We start from the raw sequence: 18,202 nt of genomic DNA, 5'->3' as shown, positions 1-18,202 counted from the left end.
TATTCTTCTCCATGCCATATTTTCATTTCAATAATATACTGTACGCCATTGTAATCTACGATTACGTCTGTTCTGCGCAGATTCCTTGTTCTTGCCTCTATATAATAATTTCCCGGTCTATATAATATGCCCGCAGCTGTGAAAGAAAATCCAGAAAAACCTGATTGTTTGTAGCGCTGTCTGCCTCATCGATGATCAATACCACAGGGGCCGTTGCTGCACCACAGATATCACTAATATACTCAAATAACTCCTGCAGTTCAAAGCTTTCATCTTTTCTTCTTAATATCTCTTCCATATCCCGGATGATTTCCTTCATCCTTTCTGAAAAAGTGTCCTCTTTTCTTTTCAGTACCCTGATAAATACTCTGGCGAATGCCATAGAAAAAACATTTTCATTTTTAAATTTTGCATCTCCAAAGGTCTGAAAATCCATATCTGCCACCAGATATTCTTTTTGAAGGAAACGGCTTAATCCCCGTAATGTTGTTGTTTTGCCATATTGTCTGGCACGATTTATGGCAAAGTATTCTCCTTTGTCTATCAGTTCTTTTATTTTTTTAAACGACTGTCAATGTTTACCATATAATGAAGCTCTGGTTTACAGTCTGCTGTGATATTGAATACTTTTCCCATATACTCCTCTCCTCATTAAAGAAGTGCTATATTCTGACTCCTGACCCTTTTTTCCAATTATAAGATATCCTGCAGGGAAATGTAAAGCCGTATCCAGGTTTTCCTTCACATGGAATCGGATAGGGAAGAGTCCTTCCCTATCCGCTGCGATGCTGCGGGCAGCTCCAGGCCAAGCGTATCGCACAAAAAAAGAAGCCCCACTTGAGCTTTTCTCTCTTTGTGGGGCTCCTCAGGATTTATCTTACTCCTGAGCATTAAAATCAATCTGCAAAGACAGATAGTTCTTAGCTGCATCTTCCAGAGACATATTATAATATCTGGTGTTCTTATCCAGCTTTCCGATCTCTGCCATCTCCTCCTCTGTCAGTGCAAAATCGAAGATGTTGAAATTATCCTTGATATGGTCTGCATTTTTAGAGCCCGGAATGATCACATTGCCAGCCTGTACATGCCATCTGAGAACAATCTGGGCATTGGTCTTTCCGTATTTTTCTGCAAGTTTGGTAAATACTTCTTCACCCACAAGAGATTTGTCTCCGTGTCCAAGAGGATACCAGGCCATCAGCACCATCTCATATTTTGCCAGATAAGCTTTCAGTTCTGTCTGAGGATAATAAGGATGAGCCTCTACCTGTACCATCTGAGGCTTGATCTCGCAGTGATCGATCACATCCTGGATCCGCTCCTGCGGGAAATTAGAAAGACCCAGGGCCTTTACCTTTCCGGCCTTATAGGCTTCTTCCATTGCCTTATATCCTGCCAGATAATTTCCTACCGGCTGATGGAGGATCAGAAGATCCACATAATCCGTATCCAGTCTCTTCAGCGTATCCTCAATGGCTTTTGCTTCGTCTTCATATTCTGTAGGCCACAGCTTTGTCACAAGGAAGATATCTTCTCTCTTAACGCCGCTTTTTTTCATGCCTCTTCCCACGCCTTTTTCATTCATATAGGCATTGGCCGTATCTACCAGACGATATCCGGCTTTCAGTGCCTGATATACGGATTCTTCTGCCTCTGCAGGCTGAAGAAGAAAGGTTCCGATTCCTTCCATTGGCATTTTCAATCCATTATTTAAAGTTGCATATTCCATGGTACATACCTCCTCATCTCTTAACTGCTCTTATTATAAGTCTCCTGGGAGGATTGCAGAATATTCCTTTTGTTTCTGTATCCATACCTGAAGGTTAGGAGTCCTTTCCTTTTCCTGCATTTCCGTCTTTTACTTTTCTGTCTGTAATCTGCGGCCTTGTGTTTTGCCTATGCCTTTCAGGATTTTCTTAAACTGGACAGCAAACAGAACTGCTGTAAATGTTACTGCCAGAAAGTCTGCCATAGGCTCTGCCATATAAACCGCCATAGCCTGGTTGGATTTCATGATCTGAGGCATGATATAGATCAGAGGGATCAACAGTACAAACTTTCTCATTACAGCTACAACAATAGATTCCTTTGCTTTTCCAAGTGCATTAAATGTCATCTGACAGGCCATCTGTATTCCGAACAGGAACATAGCTCCCATATAAATACGAAGGGCCGTCCTGGTGTATTCCATCAGCTGGGGATCCGATGTAAACATAGCTGCGAATCCTCCCGGGAGCAGCATGACCAGGATCCACAGCAGAATTGAATATCCCAGACTGACTTTAAGCAAAAGCTTAAATGCTGCCCGGACTCTTCCCGAATCTCCCGCGCCATAACTGTAACTGATGATGGGCTGAGCCCCCTGTCCAAGTCCCTGAAGAGGAAGCATGGCAAACTGCATAACACTTGTAAGGATGGTCATAGCTCCTACTGCAATATCTCCTCCATATTTCTGGAGCGAGCTGTTAAAGCATACAGAGATCACACTCTCGCTGGCCTGCATAATAAAAGTTGCAACTCCCAGGGCCAGACAAGGCATAATGATCTTTGGAACAAGCCTGAGATTTTTTCTCCGGATTCTCAGAAAGGTCTTTTTCCCGCACAGGAAGCTGACCACCCAGATACAGGAAAAGGCCTGGGAAATGATCGTAGCAAGAGCTGCGCCCCGCACATCCATGTTAAAACCAAAGATAAAAATCGGGTCCAGGATAATGTTGGAAACTGCACCGATGAGAACGGAAAGCATTCCTGTTTTTGCAAAGCCCTGAGCAGTAATAAAGGCATTCATTCCCAGGGTAATCTCCACAAATATGGTTCCCAGAGCGTAGATGTCCATATAATTAACGCCGTATTCTATGGTATTCTCACTGGCGCCAAAGGCCATAAGGAAATCTCTGTTCCATATCAGCAGTATCACAGTAAGTACAACAGAAATAAGGATTTGCAGCATAAAGCAGTTTCCCAGGGTTTTTTCTGCGGATTCCTTATCCCGTTTTCCCATAAAAATAGAGGCTCTGGGCGCTCCGCCGTATCCCACCAGGGCTGCAAATGCAGAAACAATCATGATCAATGGCATACAAACGCCTACGCCCGTCAGAGCCGTAGCTCCTATATTGGGAATATGGCCGATGTAAATCCTGTCAACAATGTTGTACAGCATGTTGATGAGCTGTGCCGCTACTGTGGGCAGCGCCAGTCTTAAAAGCAGCTTTCCGAGCGGTTCTGTCCGCAGAAACTCCTTGTCTTCATTAACACCGCCCGGGCTGCTGTTAGCTTTTTTCTCCAATTCTGTCTGATTCTTTTTTGTCTGTTTCATATTTTATCGCTTCCTTCCATTGCCTTCTTTATATTGTCGAACAGCCTGTCTCTGAAACCTGCATACACTTCCAGTTCCTCTTTTGTAAACCCTTCCAATACCGTATTTACAAATTCAGCTCTTACTTCATCAATGCTCTCCGTAACAGGCCCAACCTGGGGTTTCAGTTTCAGATGGATCTTTCTTCTGTCTTCTGTATCCGGAATCCTCTCCAGAAGAGATTTCTGTATCAAAGATTCTACTGCTTTTGATACGGCTCCCTTGGAAAGTCTCCGAAGTTCCACAATGTCGGCGGCTGTATCTTTTTCCGGGTTATTCTGCAAAAAACTGATAACATCTGCTTCCACAATTGTAAGGTCGTGTTCTGTACATACTTTCTTCAGCATCCCGATAAGTCAGTTCTTGACGGATAACCTTCACAATTATTAATTACGTCTCACGGGCAGTATACATCCACATTATATTATGTCTGTTCTATCCCTTCCTGTTCCAGCTTCCTTCCCTTCTCTTTCATATACTGAAGCACCCTGGTATCTCCACCTTCACTTTCCATTTTCCTAATCAGCACTTCCAGCCGCTTGCAGTCACCTTCTGTCAGTTTCTGGGTACAGCTTTTATATTTTTCCAATTCTTCAATACCCATATGGTAAGTTTTAAAGGGAATCCCTGTTTTTCTGCAAAGGTCCCTGTAGATCTCAAATCCCCCTACATCAATATCTCCGAAGTGGAGATATTCCGCCTCTGGAAAACTCTGATGCAAAAGTTCCAGAAGTTTTCTTCTTACAGAATTATGATAACCGCCCAGATAGATCATCAGGCTGTCCTTTTCCTTCCATCTGAAGAAAGTGGTCAGATTTTCTATGGTAAGGATCTTCTTTATCTTAGAGTTTTCCAAAATTCTTACCCTTCCTATATCTTCCCCGGACAGTCCGATTCCCTGTTTCAGCCAGGTCAGGTTTACCACTGTACTTAAGTCTTCCCCAAAGATAAGTTCTCCCATACCTTTGATATACACATAGTCAGGAGTATGGTATACGGAATATTCCGCCAGGATCCCACAATCGTCCATGTCCTCAAATCCTTCCCCGAATCGCTGCAGGATCTTTCTCACAACTCCCAGCATAGACTTTAGAGTCTTTGAATTTCCAAAGTGGCGGATGGAAAATTCCCGGATATAGCAGTCTTCACGATTATTCTCCAGTTCGCCCACAGCTTTTAGAATTTTTCGAGTTTTATCAGGCTTTTCAATGTCTATAAACTCTTTCACAGATTTTCCTTCTATCAGCCGTTCCTGGAGATAAGCAAGGAATCCCTGTAGTATAGGCGTCTGATATCTCTCTTTTGCTTCCTCCAGCAGTTCCAAATTCTCTCTGACATATTCCCTCCGAGGTTTTCGATTCAAATAGGCATAGGCCTCTGCCACATTTTTATCATTTAGCAGCACTTTTTCAATAATGTGGCCTTCCTTTCCATTTTTCCAGACAGCCGTCACCAGTTCCTGCTCTTCCAGAACCCTCACAGAACTATGGATTTTTTCATATGCTAATGAACTTTCATTAAAGTATTCCGGCAGGTTCTTCCGGGTAAAAGGAAAGGAAATATGGACAGTTACCTTATTTTTGCCCTGTGATAAAAGGCTCCTCTCATAGGAATCCAGCAGTCCTTTTAAAATCTGTATGTCATACCCTGCCATTATAGTATTCCTCCACATAGCTTACTTTCTCATCGGTCATGATCAAAAGGGTTTCTTCCATCTGAGGACCTATATACTGTATTTTATCCGGAGGGGCTGCAATCAGAATCTGCAGGGGCAGGCGTTTTAAGAACTCCAGAACACCGCCGATCCGCTCATCGTCCATATTGTTAAAAGCTTCGTCAAACATAACCAGACCTGCAGCTTCTCCGCCGATGTTGTTACTGTAAAGCTGTACAAAAGAAGCTGCCACAGTTACATAGAAAGGAGTCTGGGTCTCTCCTCCGCTCTTTTCTTCGCATACCTTAGAATAATAAGAATAGCTTCCATCACTGTGGATGATCTTAATATCATAATCCATGTAAGTCCTATAGTCTGTAAATTCATCTAAAGTCTTGGAATTATTATCGTTCTGTATAGCCAGACGCTCAAAAAGCTCATCGATGACTTCTCTGTGATTTTCATGGAAAATACCGCTGAAGATAGATTCTCCCTGGACCACATTAAAGTCATCCATCAGCATCTCATAATAACTCCGGTATTTTTTGCTGGGCATATACAGAAATTCATACTGTTCGCTGCTGAAGGCAATATCCTTCAGAGCTCTGTTCAATTCCTTAAACTCTCCCTGGGCCTGTTTCATATTTTCCTGAAGCTTTGCCAGGAACTGTTCCCGGAATTCTTCCTCTGCTGCCTGTTTCGCAGCTTCCACTTTCTCTTCGTAATCCAGCAGTTCTGAGGTACGGAGACGGTCATAAACTGCGGCGAACTCCGGATAGCCTTTCATGGAAGCCGGAGCCCCAAAATTATATTCTGATTTATACTGAACCATCTGCTCTGTCATAAAAGCTTCCGAATTCTCTTTCCGGGTCCAGTTAGATTTTCTTTGTTTTTCATAATTCTCTTTAAACTGCTGGAAAGTCTTTTGGGAAGTCTGTTTTTCATATTCCTTTTTCCAGTTCAGCACCCTATCACCGGCCTTTTGCGTAAGGTCCGCAGTATGGGCCTGGAACTTAAGTTTTTCCTGTATCCCTGCCTGAAGCTGTTCCTTTCTATTCTCTATCTTTTGCTCTGCGATTCCTATCTGTCGGTTCAGGTCTCCTGCTTTCTTTTCAATCTCTGTTCTAATCTTTTCCAAAACCTCCAGCTGAATCTGCTTTTCAATTAACGTAGAATTCTTTTCAAGGGTCTTAATATTTTCCCTGCATTTTTGGATCAGCGCCTTTACCTGAGAAAGTCTGGTCAAAATCTCCAGCCTGTATTTTACATCCACATCTTCCCCAGTTAAAAGAGGATCTGCTGCAAATTCCAGGTTTTTTATCTTCTCCTGAAGCATTTCAAGCTCTTCATTCAGGACTTCCCTTTTCTTTTCCGCCTGTTCCAGCTGCACCTTAAAAGCATTTTTCCCAATAAAAGGCACACGGAAAATTTCCGGCTTAATGGCGCTGGCTACCTTATTCTGGTATCTCATGCATTCCCGTGTGATCGAGGTGGAATATTTCTTCAGATCCTCGTATCGCTGGCACATTTTCACTTTCCCCAGCACCATATTGATATAGCGTCTGGCATACTTATTCTTCGACGTAACCGTCTGGGCAAGAGTCCCCTCCGGCGCTTCATCGAAATCCTCCATATGCTGGGTATTAATAAGGCCTGCTCCGTATGCTTTTTTCTCTCTTCGCAGTCTGTCGTAAATCCCCAGGGCAATGTCAAAATTTTCCGGTTCCACCAGAATATAAAAACGCTGAGTATTCAGATATCCTTCCACTGCATTTCTCCAGCTTTCATCTGCAATTTCCAGCACTTCGCAAAGTACATGAGGTTCTGCCTTTCTTCCCAGTCGCTGAAATTCTTCCCGGACTGCCTCTGTCAGTCGCTCCACTGCCTCCGGATAAGACAGCTTCTTTCTCTTCAGCCGCTGGATTTCTCCTTCCAGCTGCTCCCTTTCTGTCTGCCTTTCCCTCAGCCGGATCTGTACCTCTGCCAGCTTTCTCTGAACTTTTCCGTACATCTGGTTCTTATACTGGATCACCTGATCCAGCAGCGCCCTGGCCTCTGGAACATTTTGGATTTCCTCTATACTCTCAAGTCTCTTCCGGCATTCTCTGACGCAGGGATCCACATCCTTTATTTCCAGCAGCTTATCCATCTGGTCCAGACTCTTTTTTATACTTTTTTTCAGTATCCGCTTCTCTTCCAGGCAGTTTTTTTCTTCCTCCAGAAAACGCTCCAGCTCTTTTTTCTGTTCTTCTAAGGCAATAAAATCCTGATTCTGTCTTAATTCTACCCGAAGATTTGTCTCGATTTCCTGTTTCTGCGCCCGTTCCTTTTCCGTCTCTTCCAACTGGCTGGTCAGCTGTTTTTTTCTGTATTCTTCTGCCTGTATCTCCTCTTCCAGCCTTTGTATCCTTTCTTTTATCAGGTCTACTTCTGCCTGAGACAGAAAAAATTCGTACATCCCATCTCTTTTTACACAGTCCTGAGCCTCTTCATAAAAGCCTTCGATCTGTTCCAGCTTCTCCATTCGCCTCTTTACAGATTCCAGCGTTCTTTCCAGATCCTGATAGCTGCGGACATTCTCCCTAAGCAGATCTATGTTTACTTCCTTAGCATCCAGTACATAGGTATACACAAACTCTTTAATATCATCAATAGGTTTAAAAGCCATTGCTTTGGGAATCAGGCTGAAAAACTTGTCCTCGATCCGTCCCAGCCTGGCCTTGATCATCTTCCTGGCCTCACTCTGAGTCTTGCACCACTGCCGGATCCCCTTACTGTTAAAACTGCGGAATTCCGAGATAGATCTGGGCGTCTTCCCTTTAAAAAACATCTCTTCAGAAAGCCTGCAGTTATCCATCAGGTACCTGACTGCCGTTTCTTGTCCTTCCGTAGCGGAATCGATCACGGCCCCTACGATAAAGTACCTGTCCCTGCTCTCTTCATAGAACTCCAGAGCAACATGGGCGCTGATTTCTCCGGTCCTCTCATAAGGCTTATTCTCCCGCCCGGTCTTACAGCGGACATATCCGGAAAGGGATCTTTTTCCATTGTCATGAGCCGCCTTATTGAAAAAGTTGGCAGAGCAGATCACAACAAACTGTATCGCGTCCAGGATCGTGGTTTTTCCTGCTCCATTTTCTCCGGAAAGAAGCGTAGTTTCTCCAAAATCAATCACACAGTTTTCAAAGCGATGCCAGTTGATCAGCTTCATCCGTTTCAGTTTTTTCATCAGACCCTTTCCCCTTCCTGTACAGTTCCAGCTTCTCATAAGCCTGTTTAATGTCTTCAATCCGCACTGCCATTATGATCGAATTATAAATAATGATCCGGGACTCCTCATTTCCCAGATCTCTGTCCAGCAGTTCTATAATCTGAAATCTGCGGAAGAGCGAAAGAGTATTCCGCATGGTAGTCTTGTCGATCATCTTGTCCCGTATCTGAAGACTTAAAAATTTTTCCTGAATATCCCCCAGGTTTACAATCACCTCATCACTGATAGAAAGTTCCCGTTTCTTCTCATCATAAAGAACCCGTAAGATCAGCAGGATCACCGATTCTATCAGCTTTAGGTTTACCCGGTTATAATTCTGGGGATTGGTAAGCTGTATAACACCGTCATCCTCATTAATTTCCAGCCGATATCCCAGAACTGACAGATATTCCTGAAACTCCTTTTTATACTTTAGCACAAAATAATAATCTGCCCTTCCTGACTCGTTAGCCTTACACAAAAAGCAATGACTAAGAAGCTTATTACAGATCTTCTTAAACTCATCCCTGTCTCTTTGCAGCATTTTCTCCAATAATTCCACTTCTATTTCCTCCAAATCCGGAAATCCTTAAACCGGTATCCATTGACCTCTTTTTCTTCCAGAGGCTCAACCCCGTACTTCATATTTTTTCTCTGCCCATACAGCCGTATGTAAATAATTTTTATAAAGTCCTCTGTATCTCTGAGAGGAAACTGGACCGCCCGCATTTCCTTCCTGTCTCCCAGGCAGTTATCCACATACTTCTCAATTTTCTCCACGCTTAAAACTCTCTCCATTTTTTCCGTCAGCTTCCGAAGCTTCTCCTGACGCAAAGTCAGATTCGGCTCCCAGTCCCGGATCTCCCGGGGTGTAAATTCTTTTTTCCCTTCTACAGGAGAATAAAGAGAGCTTCCATCCAGAACGCCGCTGCTGTAAATACGGATCAGTCCCTCCAGAAATTCCAGTTCATAAATCCCTCCCAGCTCCAGCTGTTCCTGATTTATCCTCTCATTGATCCCTATAAGGATTTCCTTTATCTGTCCCCGAACGTCCTCATGCCCTGCCAGTCGGAACTTTGCCCGGTTAATAGCTGCCTTTAGATATTGTGTATTTTTCTGGTTGATCTCATTGAGGATTTCATCCATATTCCGAAATGCCTCTATAATCTCATGGAGATATCTGTAAACATTTTCCCTGGCAGTATCTATATCTGTCTCCTGAAGATCAGCCAGTTCCGCCGCAGCCTTTTCAATGTACGCTTTACTCCTGCTTTTACTCTCCAGCCGCTCAATGATCTCCGGACGAAACTTGGACACATTATCAGAAGTCAGAAGCCGATGATAGGCCTTGTCTACAACATTGGCAATATAATCATTAAATAAAGCGTCCATGATCTCCGCTACATTGCTGTATCTGGTCAGTTCATCAATATAACGCTTAATACTGGAATTCAGGTTCTTAAGTCCTGTAATGAGAAAATCCGTATTTTCCAGGATCTGCAAAAGCACCACCCCCGGGTTCTCCCATCCGCCTCTTACCAGACTGTATATGGTATAAATATACCCCTGATATTCCATCTGCCTGCCCTCTTCAATCTCAAGGAGGGTTTTCATCAGCCGTACTGCATAGTCTTTAAAGTTTACTCTCTGGACATAGCTTTTATCCGTCTCAACCTCAATCCATCCATAATATTCCAGCCGTCTTAAAATACCGTTTGCTTTTCCCCTGCTGTCCGATCCGGCAAAATCTTCTTCTACCACTTCCGCAGCCCCAGTCTGGTCAAAATAATACTCCAGCTCGTCTGCCAGTACGTCTCTTTCCACACCAAAAGAAAGCTGGTGTTCCATAACGGAAAACAGCTTGCAGATACAATCCCAATATACAGTTTTATTAGGGGAAGAAAGAGGAATGAAAAAATTATCAGGAAGGACACGGAACATAAGGGGACCTCGCTTGTGGATATATCTATCTATACTCACAGTCATTATACCTCAATCCTGTTTTTGATAAAAGCGTTTTATTTAATAGAACATTCTCAAAGATATTGAAAACAACTGTTAATGTGAACGGTCACAAATAATCCTTCCTTTTGGATTCCTAACCGTGAGTATCTTTTCAATTTTCGAAAGGGAACGAAGTCCCGGCTGTATGCCCTTCTTTTTACTCATAATACTCGCCTGTCTTCTCCGGAGTAATTTACTCGGTAAGCTTTTCAGCCAATTCCCGTATCCGCTTCTCATCTTCTCCCAGTTCCTCCGCTATCTGAGAGATACTTCTGCCTTTTTTCATCATATTTTTAATAATTTTGCTCAGTTGCTGCTCTGCTCCACGGAGTACTCCTTCCTGCATTCCATCCTCCCAGGCATCCTGCCTCTCCATTCGGATATGTTTTTCCTGATCATATTCGTATATACTCATTTTCTTCACCTCCGCCCGGTTCTTCTCCAGAAATTCTTTCAGGATCCCTTCCCGGATACGCACACGGTAAACCACTAGTACCGTGTACGCCTAAAAAACTGACCTATGAAGAACTGCAGGAAAGATCCAGACGCTTGTACCGGACCTGCATGCTTTACTGGGAAGTCCTGGTCAGGAATGGCCTGGGAGAAGAGGCGGATGAGCATCTCCGTCTGCATATCGGAGAAGAGATGCCGTTTGAAGATCCGGCCAGCTGGTGACAGGTCAGAGGAGTAGATAAGATGGGAAAGACAATCATAAGCGAGGATATCTTCCCGGCGTTGGTGGATGTGTACAACCGGGAAGGAAAAACATCGGCATACGATATGATCCGAAACAGATACGGGGTAAAAAATCCATTTTTTGTAATAAACAGGATTAAAAAATGCGGAAAGTATACATACGATCCGGAAAATGACCGGTTTTCTGCCGCAGATTCAGATGCCGCAAACCGAGTATTTATGGATCTGGATGAACTATGCGGAACAATTGTTTCTGAAACAGCTGAAAAAGCAGGAACTATCGAAGACAGCCGTAACGCACTAAAGCGGTGGGTCAATTCACAGTGTAAAAATCGGGATTGACAGATAAAACTGACCCGCCTTAGCAGTTAATATAGCAATCACTAAGGTGGGTCAAAAGAAGATAAAAAAGTGGGTCAATTTTACTTGACATTCTACACACAGCCCGAAAAATTCTGCCACAAAATATTACCCAGATAGTAGAACAAAAACTGTGGTATACCATCCGTAGAAATTCCTGCCGCTATGCCGAAGACCAGGCTTAGAACGGCAGAAGACATCAAAGGTGTCAGCAGCAGCCATACAGGTCCCAGCATGGTCTGGGCATACATGATCTTAAATTCTTTCTTTACCAGGAGCAGAATCAGTTCCCGGTACTGCCAGAGTTCCCTTATGTCTGAAATAAGATTGGATTTGCCCGGGTACAGAATCAGATCCCATTCCTGTTCATTATTTTTTTCTGATATCATTTTCCCCTTAACTCCAGTACTCTTCAATTTTCTTCAACATTGCCTAAAAAACTTTGTTCAATCCCCATTTCCCTTATATCATCAATCCACTGATAGACCATTTGCCGATTATATTTCTTTTCTCCATTAGGCTTCTCCTCACTTTCCAAAGAGGCAGCCAAATAAGAAAATTCATTTTCCAAAGAGGTGCGAAATATTCCTTTATCATCTGTATTGACAGATACAAACAGCTGCGGACATGTATTTTTCTCTTCATAGTCAGCATCCAGACCTTTATTATAAAATCTTAATATGGGATGCTCTTCATAGCTGTTCATTACACTGATCAGATAATTGGAAGTTGGATTCGTCTCTATTCCTATGCCTCTCTCACTCACAAAATTCTGCATAGCTTTCTGCAGTTTTTCAATTCCGTCAATATAGAACTGTGGTATATGTATCTCTTTTCTCTTTGTTCCCTGTGAACGGATATCCCAGGAGTAGTGGTAATAGTAATACAACAGGCTGCACTCCTCATTATGCCTCAAAACTCTGTTTTCTCTGTGTAAATGGTCAACAACATATCGGCCTGCATTTTGATATCTTTCTTTTGAGAATCTGCCGTCAATATAAAGGCTTGGCTCATCGCCTCTTAATTTCCATGCATTATAATAATTATATATGTTAAAATTATTGCCGGTCAGATGCTGGCTTCTGATATTTTTTTCATACAGTTCTGAAAAATAAAAATCAAATTCTTTATTAAGATAATCTCTGAGGATATCACAGCCTTCTATCTGAAACTCTATTATTTTATTATACATCCATGCAACATTATCCAGATAGTCCTGTACAGGAATAATAATCGTATTATGTTTTACTTTGTACCAGGAATGGACGTCTATTCCCAAAACAGTCCCATGTCCTATACGGTCTCCGCACTGCATATTAAGGAAGCGCACACATTCCTCAATGGCCCGTAAACCATCTGCTATATCCAGAAATTCTTCACCGACATGATAGGTTTTCTTTAATTGCGGGACTTCATATTCCAGCCCTTCTTCGCATACATGTTGTCCCAGCCTTCTGAAAATCGTTGCAAAGACTTCCGGCCTGCATCCGATTTCCTGAGAGCAGGCATCAATCCCCAGAACTTTTCCAGCAATCCCAGGGTACTGATTTCTAAATCGGATAATCTGATGTGCCTGCCTTTTCAGACTGGACCTTTTCTGATAGTGCCTGCAGGATTCGCCGGTATAGTTCTCTCTGTCAGGCAGTTGATCCTGGCACTTTGAAAAATGGAAAACAAAATAGAACCATTCTTTTGAAGAAAGTCTATATCCATCTGTCCGGCCAATAATTCTGATGTATTCTGAAATCATAACTGCATTTTCATATGCCGTGTTTTGGGGCGATATGCGGATTTCCAGGCTTTTCATATTTTTTCTATCAGAAAAAACAGCATTCTCTATCATATTTTTTACCATATTTTTACCGTTCAGAAATCCTGATTTTCTCTTGCTGTACACAATAAAATTATCCAGGCCTATATTATCATTTATTTGAACGATCTCTGAACGTATATCTGCTTTGATGAGCAGATATGCATACAACCAATCATAGACTCTGTCATTATAACGCTTTTCGCTGTACAACCCTTTTAAGAGACTATAAATAAGCCATCTATCGCCTGAGAAAATCAAGTTAGGAAGTTCTTGATCATCTGCATTGCACCCCGTTCCATATAATGCATAATCGTAATCCCCCAGCTTCGTTCCATAAGCTGCAATATTCTTAATGTCCTCTGTCAGCGCCTGAATATTACTCTTTTCGTCCATAAGGAAATTCTGTTGTCTTAGGATAGCACCTAGCGCATGGTCAGCATACCCATACCTCTCCAATAGATTTCTGGCCGAACTTATCAGTCCCTGTTCCTCCCAAAGCAGCAATGTCAACACAGCCCGGATCAATACTGCCTGCAGATGTTGAGATTCCAAAGAAGGTCTTATGTCTTGAACACTGTTATATGTATAGCTGGATCTTCTGGCTCTGTCAATTTTTTTCAGATGGTCCCGTATTCGCTTATCATTTACATTCTGCATAAGCTGAATCCAGCTCAATTCAAAAACAGGGGCTGAGCCAAACAGATGAAAATGATTATCTGCAAGTCCTCTCTGCAAGATTCTGTTCAGCTGCGTATTATTATGTCCAATTGTGTTGTCCCATAAGAAAGTCCGATAGCACTCCATACCAGACGCAGTTCTCTGAGCAAGAAATGCGCATATTAAATTCGTTTCATCAATATCTGTCGTCACATCTCTCCATCTGACAAATCGCTCATATCTGCATACTACCTTGCTTTCCTGCATGATAAGCAGATTATCTGCAAGATTTGCCAATGCACAGAATACATTTTCTTCCCTTTGTCTGAAAGCGCCCTCTGCATAGGCATGAAAATATTCCTGTGCATATTCATATAAACCTTCATTTTCCGTATCACTGTAATGCTTCATATACATCATAGCCTTTTTTTGGAAAACTTCCGGCGGATACTTATTATATGATACAGTTCCTTCCAGAACCTCTTTTGCCGTGGTATTTTTAAAGTATATTTTCAATATACTGTCAAGATTATGCACTATGATTCCTCCGCTAGATTAATCATTTATTTCTGTCTCCGGTATACTGGGAGATATTCCAGCTTTAATATTGTTCTGTAAAATTCTCACAAAAAACTCATTGTCCTTTAATTTTTTCATAGCGGCAATATATGGATACTCAGAAAACATTCGACGATAAGGAAAACTACTGCCAGGATTCTTCTCCGCATAATAATTTTCCTCACTGGTCAATTCTTCTTCAATAAATCCATAAATCTTCACAATATTTTTTACAATATCCTGTAAAAGTGTTGGTTGTGTAAACGATCTGCTGCATTTATCCCGCACCCGTTTTATTATATTATAGGACAGATCAAAATCATAAAACGGAAATGCAATGGCGTCCGCAGTTTTAAATTTTTCAAATATAGACTGTTTCTTTAATTGTGCAGTAAGCTTTCTCGTCAGTTTTTCCTCTATCCCCACAGCATTCTCAAGCCTAACATATTCTGCCACATATTTGTAAATTGCCGCTGATATATCTTCGAATATTTTTTTATACTTTTCTCTTTGCTCTTCCTGAGGCGCAATTGACTTCTTAACAAATCCCAATATGTCAAAATCCGCCTGCTGCGTATCTATTCCTACCCGAAGCACTAATCCCTTTCTACGCGGTTGAGGAGTATTCTTACTAAGAGAAATAAAAGTGCGCTCGAATATATTAAAGGAAAAGGAAAGTGCCGGCATTTGCTGCTGGTTCAGACAGGCGTTCTCAAACAACATATCCATGCATTGCAGGCTCCATATTGCTTTATTTTCTTCAAAGTCCTTTGCTACTGCCTCCCCGACTTCTTTGATAAATTTCTCTTGCCAAGTCTTTTCACTCATAGAATATGCAGCAGTCTCCAATTGCATAAGAAATGTATAGAGTCTTTCCAAGGGAAAATAGCAATTTATCATTTGAAACTCTACGGTTCTGAAAAAAGCTAAAGAAAAAATCTCTTCTGAAATACGCACCGGAAGCATTTTTCCTGTCCAATCATTGCCAAATCCCTCACCCAGGAAATGCTCCAGTTTTCTTCTTGACTTGCTCCTCTTTGTTTCATCAGGTGAGTACATATAACAGATATATTCATGAACCATTTCTGAAGTAAAAGATGCCATAATACAATGTATAAGAGGTTTATCCTGTTCTCTTCTTCTTCCCCAGGTATAAATACATTCCAGCAAATCACCATAATAGTAAGAAATAGAAAGTGCATTCCCATTTAGCGCTAAGCTTTTAAAATTTTCCGCTTTAAGAGCCGCTACATATCTTCCTCTTCTTGTCAATTGTATTCCCATCAGATCATCAAAAAATCGTCGTTGCTGTTCATCTGTTTTCTCGAATATCATCCGTTCCTGTATATCTGCATTATATCTCTCATAGTTTCTACCATAGGCACGAACCAGTTTCTTCTGTAACTTTTTTACATTTTCAAAATTCTTCTCAGATACACCAGAAAGAACCTTTCCTTTTATCATTCTGGCCTCTGAAAAGTCTACTGTAGCCAGAGAGTTTAAAAATTCTACAGAAGAAAGCAGTGTCCTGACTGTCCTTTTCTCAACGAAATGCTTTTTTATTCCCAAACCATCATAGTAGATATGCATTTTCCCTGCATTTTTCAACATTATATATTTTTTTGCCTGTATGGATTTTTTTTCATTATCGTTCCGGATCTCAATATCCTGGGACTTTGTATAAATATCCGGCATATAAATACGGTTATTTACAGGAATTAATTTATCCAGATAATCTTTTGCCAGTTCTCTGCCATGTAATGCCAGTTCCTCCGGATTCTTGCCTCCAGCGGAATACCCGATATTTTTAACAAAATGACTTTCTGTAATGAGAGAAAGCTGTTTATATGACAAAGCTGTTAAAATAATGACATTGGAATGAGTCAGGTATTTCTGCAGCTCTTCCAGCATCTGGAATCCGTGTTCCAGGTTCAGATCAAGGTCATCTATCACAATGATCAGGTAATCCACCGCCCGATTTGTATTTCCGCCTTCTACCAGATGAAAAAAACTGTCAATCAATTCTCCAAAAGCAGTCTGGATCTTCTTACTGCTGGCCATTGTCCGCAGCCGGGTAACAACTGATTCGCCCGGATCTTCCTGCCTGTCTCCCTGTTTTACACTCTTATGATTTCTGTATACCTCTCCAAACTTTTTCAGGAGCATTTCCCTTGTTTTTGAATATCTGTTTTCATAAGTATAAGAGCCTCCCCGCCATAGTTCTTCACATTTTTCAAACAGTCCTGCCAAAATCAACTCGAAAAGGTCTTCTTTTTCTTCTAAAAGAGAGGCATCAATAGGTGAAAGTACCGTGAAATTAATTTCTATCCTAAGCAAGCGTTCTTTTGCCTCTTCATCAAGGGGCATACTATTGATCCAGCTGCTCTTCCTTCCGCTCCGAAAATTCTGCAGCAGCCAACAAAATTCTCGAAGTACAGTAGTTTTTCCTGTTCCCCTGTCACCAATAAATGAAATAATGTTGTTAACCTCTCTGGGATATAAGGGTTCTGCTGTTTCCTGTGGTTCCTCAATTTTCCAGTGAGTATTCCGGGGCATTTTCCATCACCAGTCCGGCGATAGGAAATCTCTATTCCGAATAAACGGAAATCACTGTTCCGGGACAGGAAATCATATTCCAGAGCCTTATAATAGAGACATGCATCGCAAGATGTAAATCTATTATAAGGAGGTCACAAGACAATGACCAAGTATCGTGAGATCCTCAGGCTTACCGCTTTGGGACTATCACAGCGAAACATTGTTCAAAGCATCGGTGTTTCGCAGAAAACCGTAGTCAAGGTTCAAAAACGAGCACGGGAAATGCATTTATCCTGGCCGTTGGGTGAAAACTTGACAGATGCAGCGCTTGAGACGCTGATGTTTCCCAAGGAATCAAAGGTATCCAAACAAAAACGGATGCCAGATTTCAACTACATCCAGAAGGAGTTGCTCCGCAACGGTGTCAACAAGAAACTCCTCTGGACGGAGTACCTGGAGGAATGCCGCCAGTCCGGCGACGAGCCGCTCATGTATTCCCAGTTCTGTTATTACATCCAGCAGGATGAGCAGAAGCGCCGCGCAACCATGCATATCAACCGAAAGCCCGGCGAGCAGATCGAAGTTGACTGGGCAGGAGATCCTGCGCAGATCACCGATCCGGATACCGGCGAGATCATCCCCGCATTTCTCTTTGTGGGTGTCATGACATACAGCCAGTATCCTTACGTTGAGGCTTTTATTAATGAAAAGCAGCGCTCATGGATTACTGCACACGTTCACATGTATGAGTACTTCGGTGGTGTAACCCGTATTCTGGTGCCTGATAATACCACGACTGCAGTGATCCACAACAACGACTGGTACAATCAGGAACTCAACACCATCTACCACGAGATGGCTGAGCACTACAACACGGCTATCATCCCTGCCCGCGTCCGGGCACCGAAGGACAAGCCAAATGCCGAAGGCTCTGTAGGTGTCATTTCTACCTGGATCACCGCGGCGCTCCGTAATGAACAGTTCTTTTCGCTGGCCGAGCTGAACAAGGCCATCCGCAGGAAGCTGGAGGAATTCGTAAACCGTCCTTTCCAAAAGAAAGAGGGTACCCGATACGAGATCTTCCGCGACGAAGAACTGCCATTACTGGCCAAGTTACCGGCTACCCCTTATGAACTGGCGGAATGGAAAAAAGCCACCGTTCAGTTCAATTATCACATCTAATGTTAAGCTTAACATTATATGTGAAATGGAAAGTCAGGTAAAATGTAAAGCTACAGCGATTTTATAAGGTATAGATTTTTTTCTGACTACTGTAGCTTTACATTTTATCCCATCTTTACAACGACTGAAGCCACC

At 42.2% G+C, this 18,202-nt stretch carries 14 protein-coding genes and 1 pseudogene; 3 read left to right on the top strand and 12 right to left on the bottom strand.

What is annotated here, in order from left to right; all coding sequences use genetic code 11:
- Positions 1-97: 97 nt before the first annotated feature.
- From B5G00_RS07145 to B5G00_RS07105, 9 genes are all read right to left on the bottom strand, one after another.
- Complete coding sequence (locus B5G00_RS07145) at positions 98-520, bottom strand: AAA family ATPase (protein WP_242971315.1); 423 nt, start codon at positions 518-520, stop codon at positions 98-100.
- Between the two features lie 357 nt (positions 521-877).
- The gene (locus tag B5G00_RS07140; RefSeq protein ID WP_087270663.1) at positions 878-1,729 is read right to left on the bottom strand and encodes an aldo/keto reductase; all 852 of its coding nucleotides are present in this window, start codon (positions 1,727-1,729) and stop codon (positions 878-880) included.
- A gap of 129 nt (positions 1,730-1,858) precedes the next feature.
- Positions 1,859-3,316 (bottom strand): MATE family efflux transporter, encoded by a 1,458-nt coding sequence (locus B5G00_RS07135; protein ID WP_087270658.1) that lies wholly within the window; start codon positions 3,314-3,316, stop codon positions 1,859-1,861.
- Positions 3,313-3,702 (bottom strand): MarR family winged helix-turn-helix transcriptional regulator, encoded by a 390-nt coding sequence (locus B5G00_RS07130; RefSeq protein ID WP_087270655.1) that lies wholly within the window; start codon positions 3,700-3,702, stop codon positions 3,313-3,315. The genes B5G00_RS07135 and B5G00_RS07130 overlap by 4 nt, the downstream gene beginning before the upstream one ends.
- Before the next feature lie 77 nt (positions 3,703-3,779).
- The gene (locus B5G00_RS07125) at positions 3,780-5,009 is read right to left on the bottom strand and encodes a Wadjet anti-phage system protein JetD domain-containing protein (protein ID WP_162613494.1); all 1,230 of its coding nucleotides are present in this window, start codon (positions 5,007-5,009) and stop codon (positions 3,780-3,782) included.
- Positions 4,996-8,238: an ATP-binding protein gene (locus B5G00_RS07120; RefSeq protein ID WP_162613493.1), complete on the bottom strand. Its 3,243-nt coding sequence runs from the start codon at positions 8,236-8,238 to the stop codon at positions 4,996-4,998. Before B5G00_RS07120 ends, B5G00_RS07125 begins: the two co-directional genes overlap by 14 nt.
- Positions 8,192-8,821 (bottom strand): DUF4194 domain-containing protein, encoded by a 630-nt coding sequence (locus B5G00_RS07115; protein ID WP_087270646.1) that lies wholly within the window; start codon positions 8,819-8,821, stop codon positions 8,192-8,194. Before B5G00_RS07115 ends, B5G00_RS07120 begins: the two co-directional genes overlap by 47 nt.
- 2 nt (positions 8,822-8,823) lie before the next feature.
- The gene (locus tag B5G00_RS07110) at positions 8,824-10,239 is read right to left on the bottom strand and encodes a Wadjet anti-phage system protein JetA family protein (RefSeq protein ID WP_140403124.1); all 1,416 of its coding nucleotides are present in this window, start codon (positions 10,237-10,239) and stop codon (positions 8,824-8,826) included.
- A 217-nt stretch (positions 10,240-10,456) separates the two neighbouring features.
- Entirely contained in the window at positions 10,457-10,753 is a 297-nt protein-coding gene (locus B5G00_RS07105; protein WP_087270637.1) for a hypothetical protein, read from the bottom strand.
- 59 nt (positions 10,754-10,812) lie between these two features.
- Here B5G00_RS07105 and B5G00_RS19495 point away from each other — a divergent pair, with 59 nt between their 5' ends.
- Both B5G00_RS19495 and B5G00_RS07100 read left to right on the top strand, forming a co-directional pair.
- A complete protein-coding gene (locus tag B5G00_RS19495) occupies positions 10,813-10,938 on the top strand; it encodes a hypothetical protein (protein WP_275532364.1) in 126 nt (41 codons plus the stop codon).
- Between the two features lie 21 nt (positions 10,939-10,959).
- Positions 10,960-11,301 (top strand): hypothetical protein, encoded by a 342-nt coding sequence (locus tag B5G00_RS07100; RefSeq protein WP_087270634.1) that lies wholly within the window; start codon positions 10,960-10,962, stop codon positions 11,299-11,301.
- Positions 11,302-11,393: 92 nt separating this feature from the next.
- On the opposite strand, the gene B5G00_RS07095 is transcribed toward B5G00_RS07100, so the two are convergent.
- The 3 genes from B5G00_RS07095 to B5G00_RS18630 are packed head-to-tail and all read right to left on the bottom strand — an operon-like array spanning position 11,394 to position 15,811.
- Positions 11,394-11,708, bottom strand: coding sequence for an ABC transporter permease (locus B5G00_RS07095; protein ID WP_087270631.1), 315 nt, complete (start codon positions 11,706-11,708; stop codon positions 11,394-11,396).
- A 23-nt stretch (positions 11,709-11,731) separates the two neighbouring features.
- Positions 11,732-14,326 carry a hypothetical protein gene (locus B5G00_RS07090; protein ID WP_087270628.1) on the bottom strand — a complete coding sequence of 865 codons (2,595 nt, stop codon included), beginning with the start codon at positions 14,324-14,326 and terminating at the stop codon, positions 11,732-11,734.
- A gap of 18 nt (positions 14,327-14,344) precedes the next feature.
- Positions 14,345-15,811 (bottom strand): hypothetical protein, encoded by a 1,467-nt coding sequence (locus B5G00_RS18630; protein ID WP_140403123.1) that lies wholly within the window; start codon positions 15,809-15,811, stop codon positions 14,345-14,347.
- Between the two features lie 1,236 nt (positions 15,812-17,047).
- Here B5G00_RS18630 and istA point away from each other — a divergent pair.
- Positions 17,048-18,064, top strand: a pseudogene (gene istA / locus B5G00_RS07080) (IS21 family transposase); the annotation flags it as partial.
- Positions 18,065-18,202 lie beyond the last annotated feature (138 nt).

Source organism: Blautia sp. An46 (assembly GCF_002161645.1).
Classification (GTDB): Bacteria; Bacillota; Clostridia; order Lachnospirales; family Lachnospiraceae; genus Blautia; species Blautia ornithocaccae.
The sequence above is the reverse complement of the archived record's forward strand: the minus strand, read 5'-3'. Positions and strand labels throughout refer to the sequence as shown.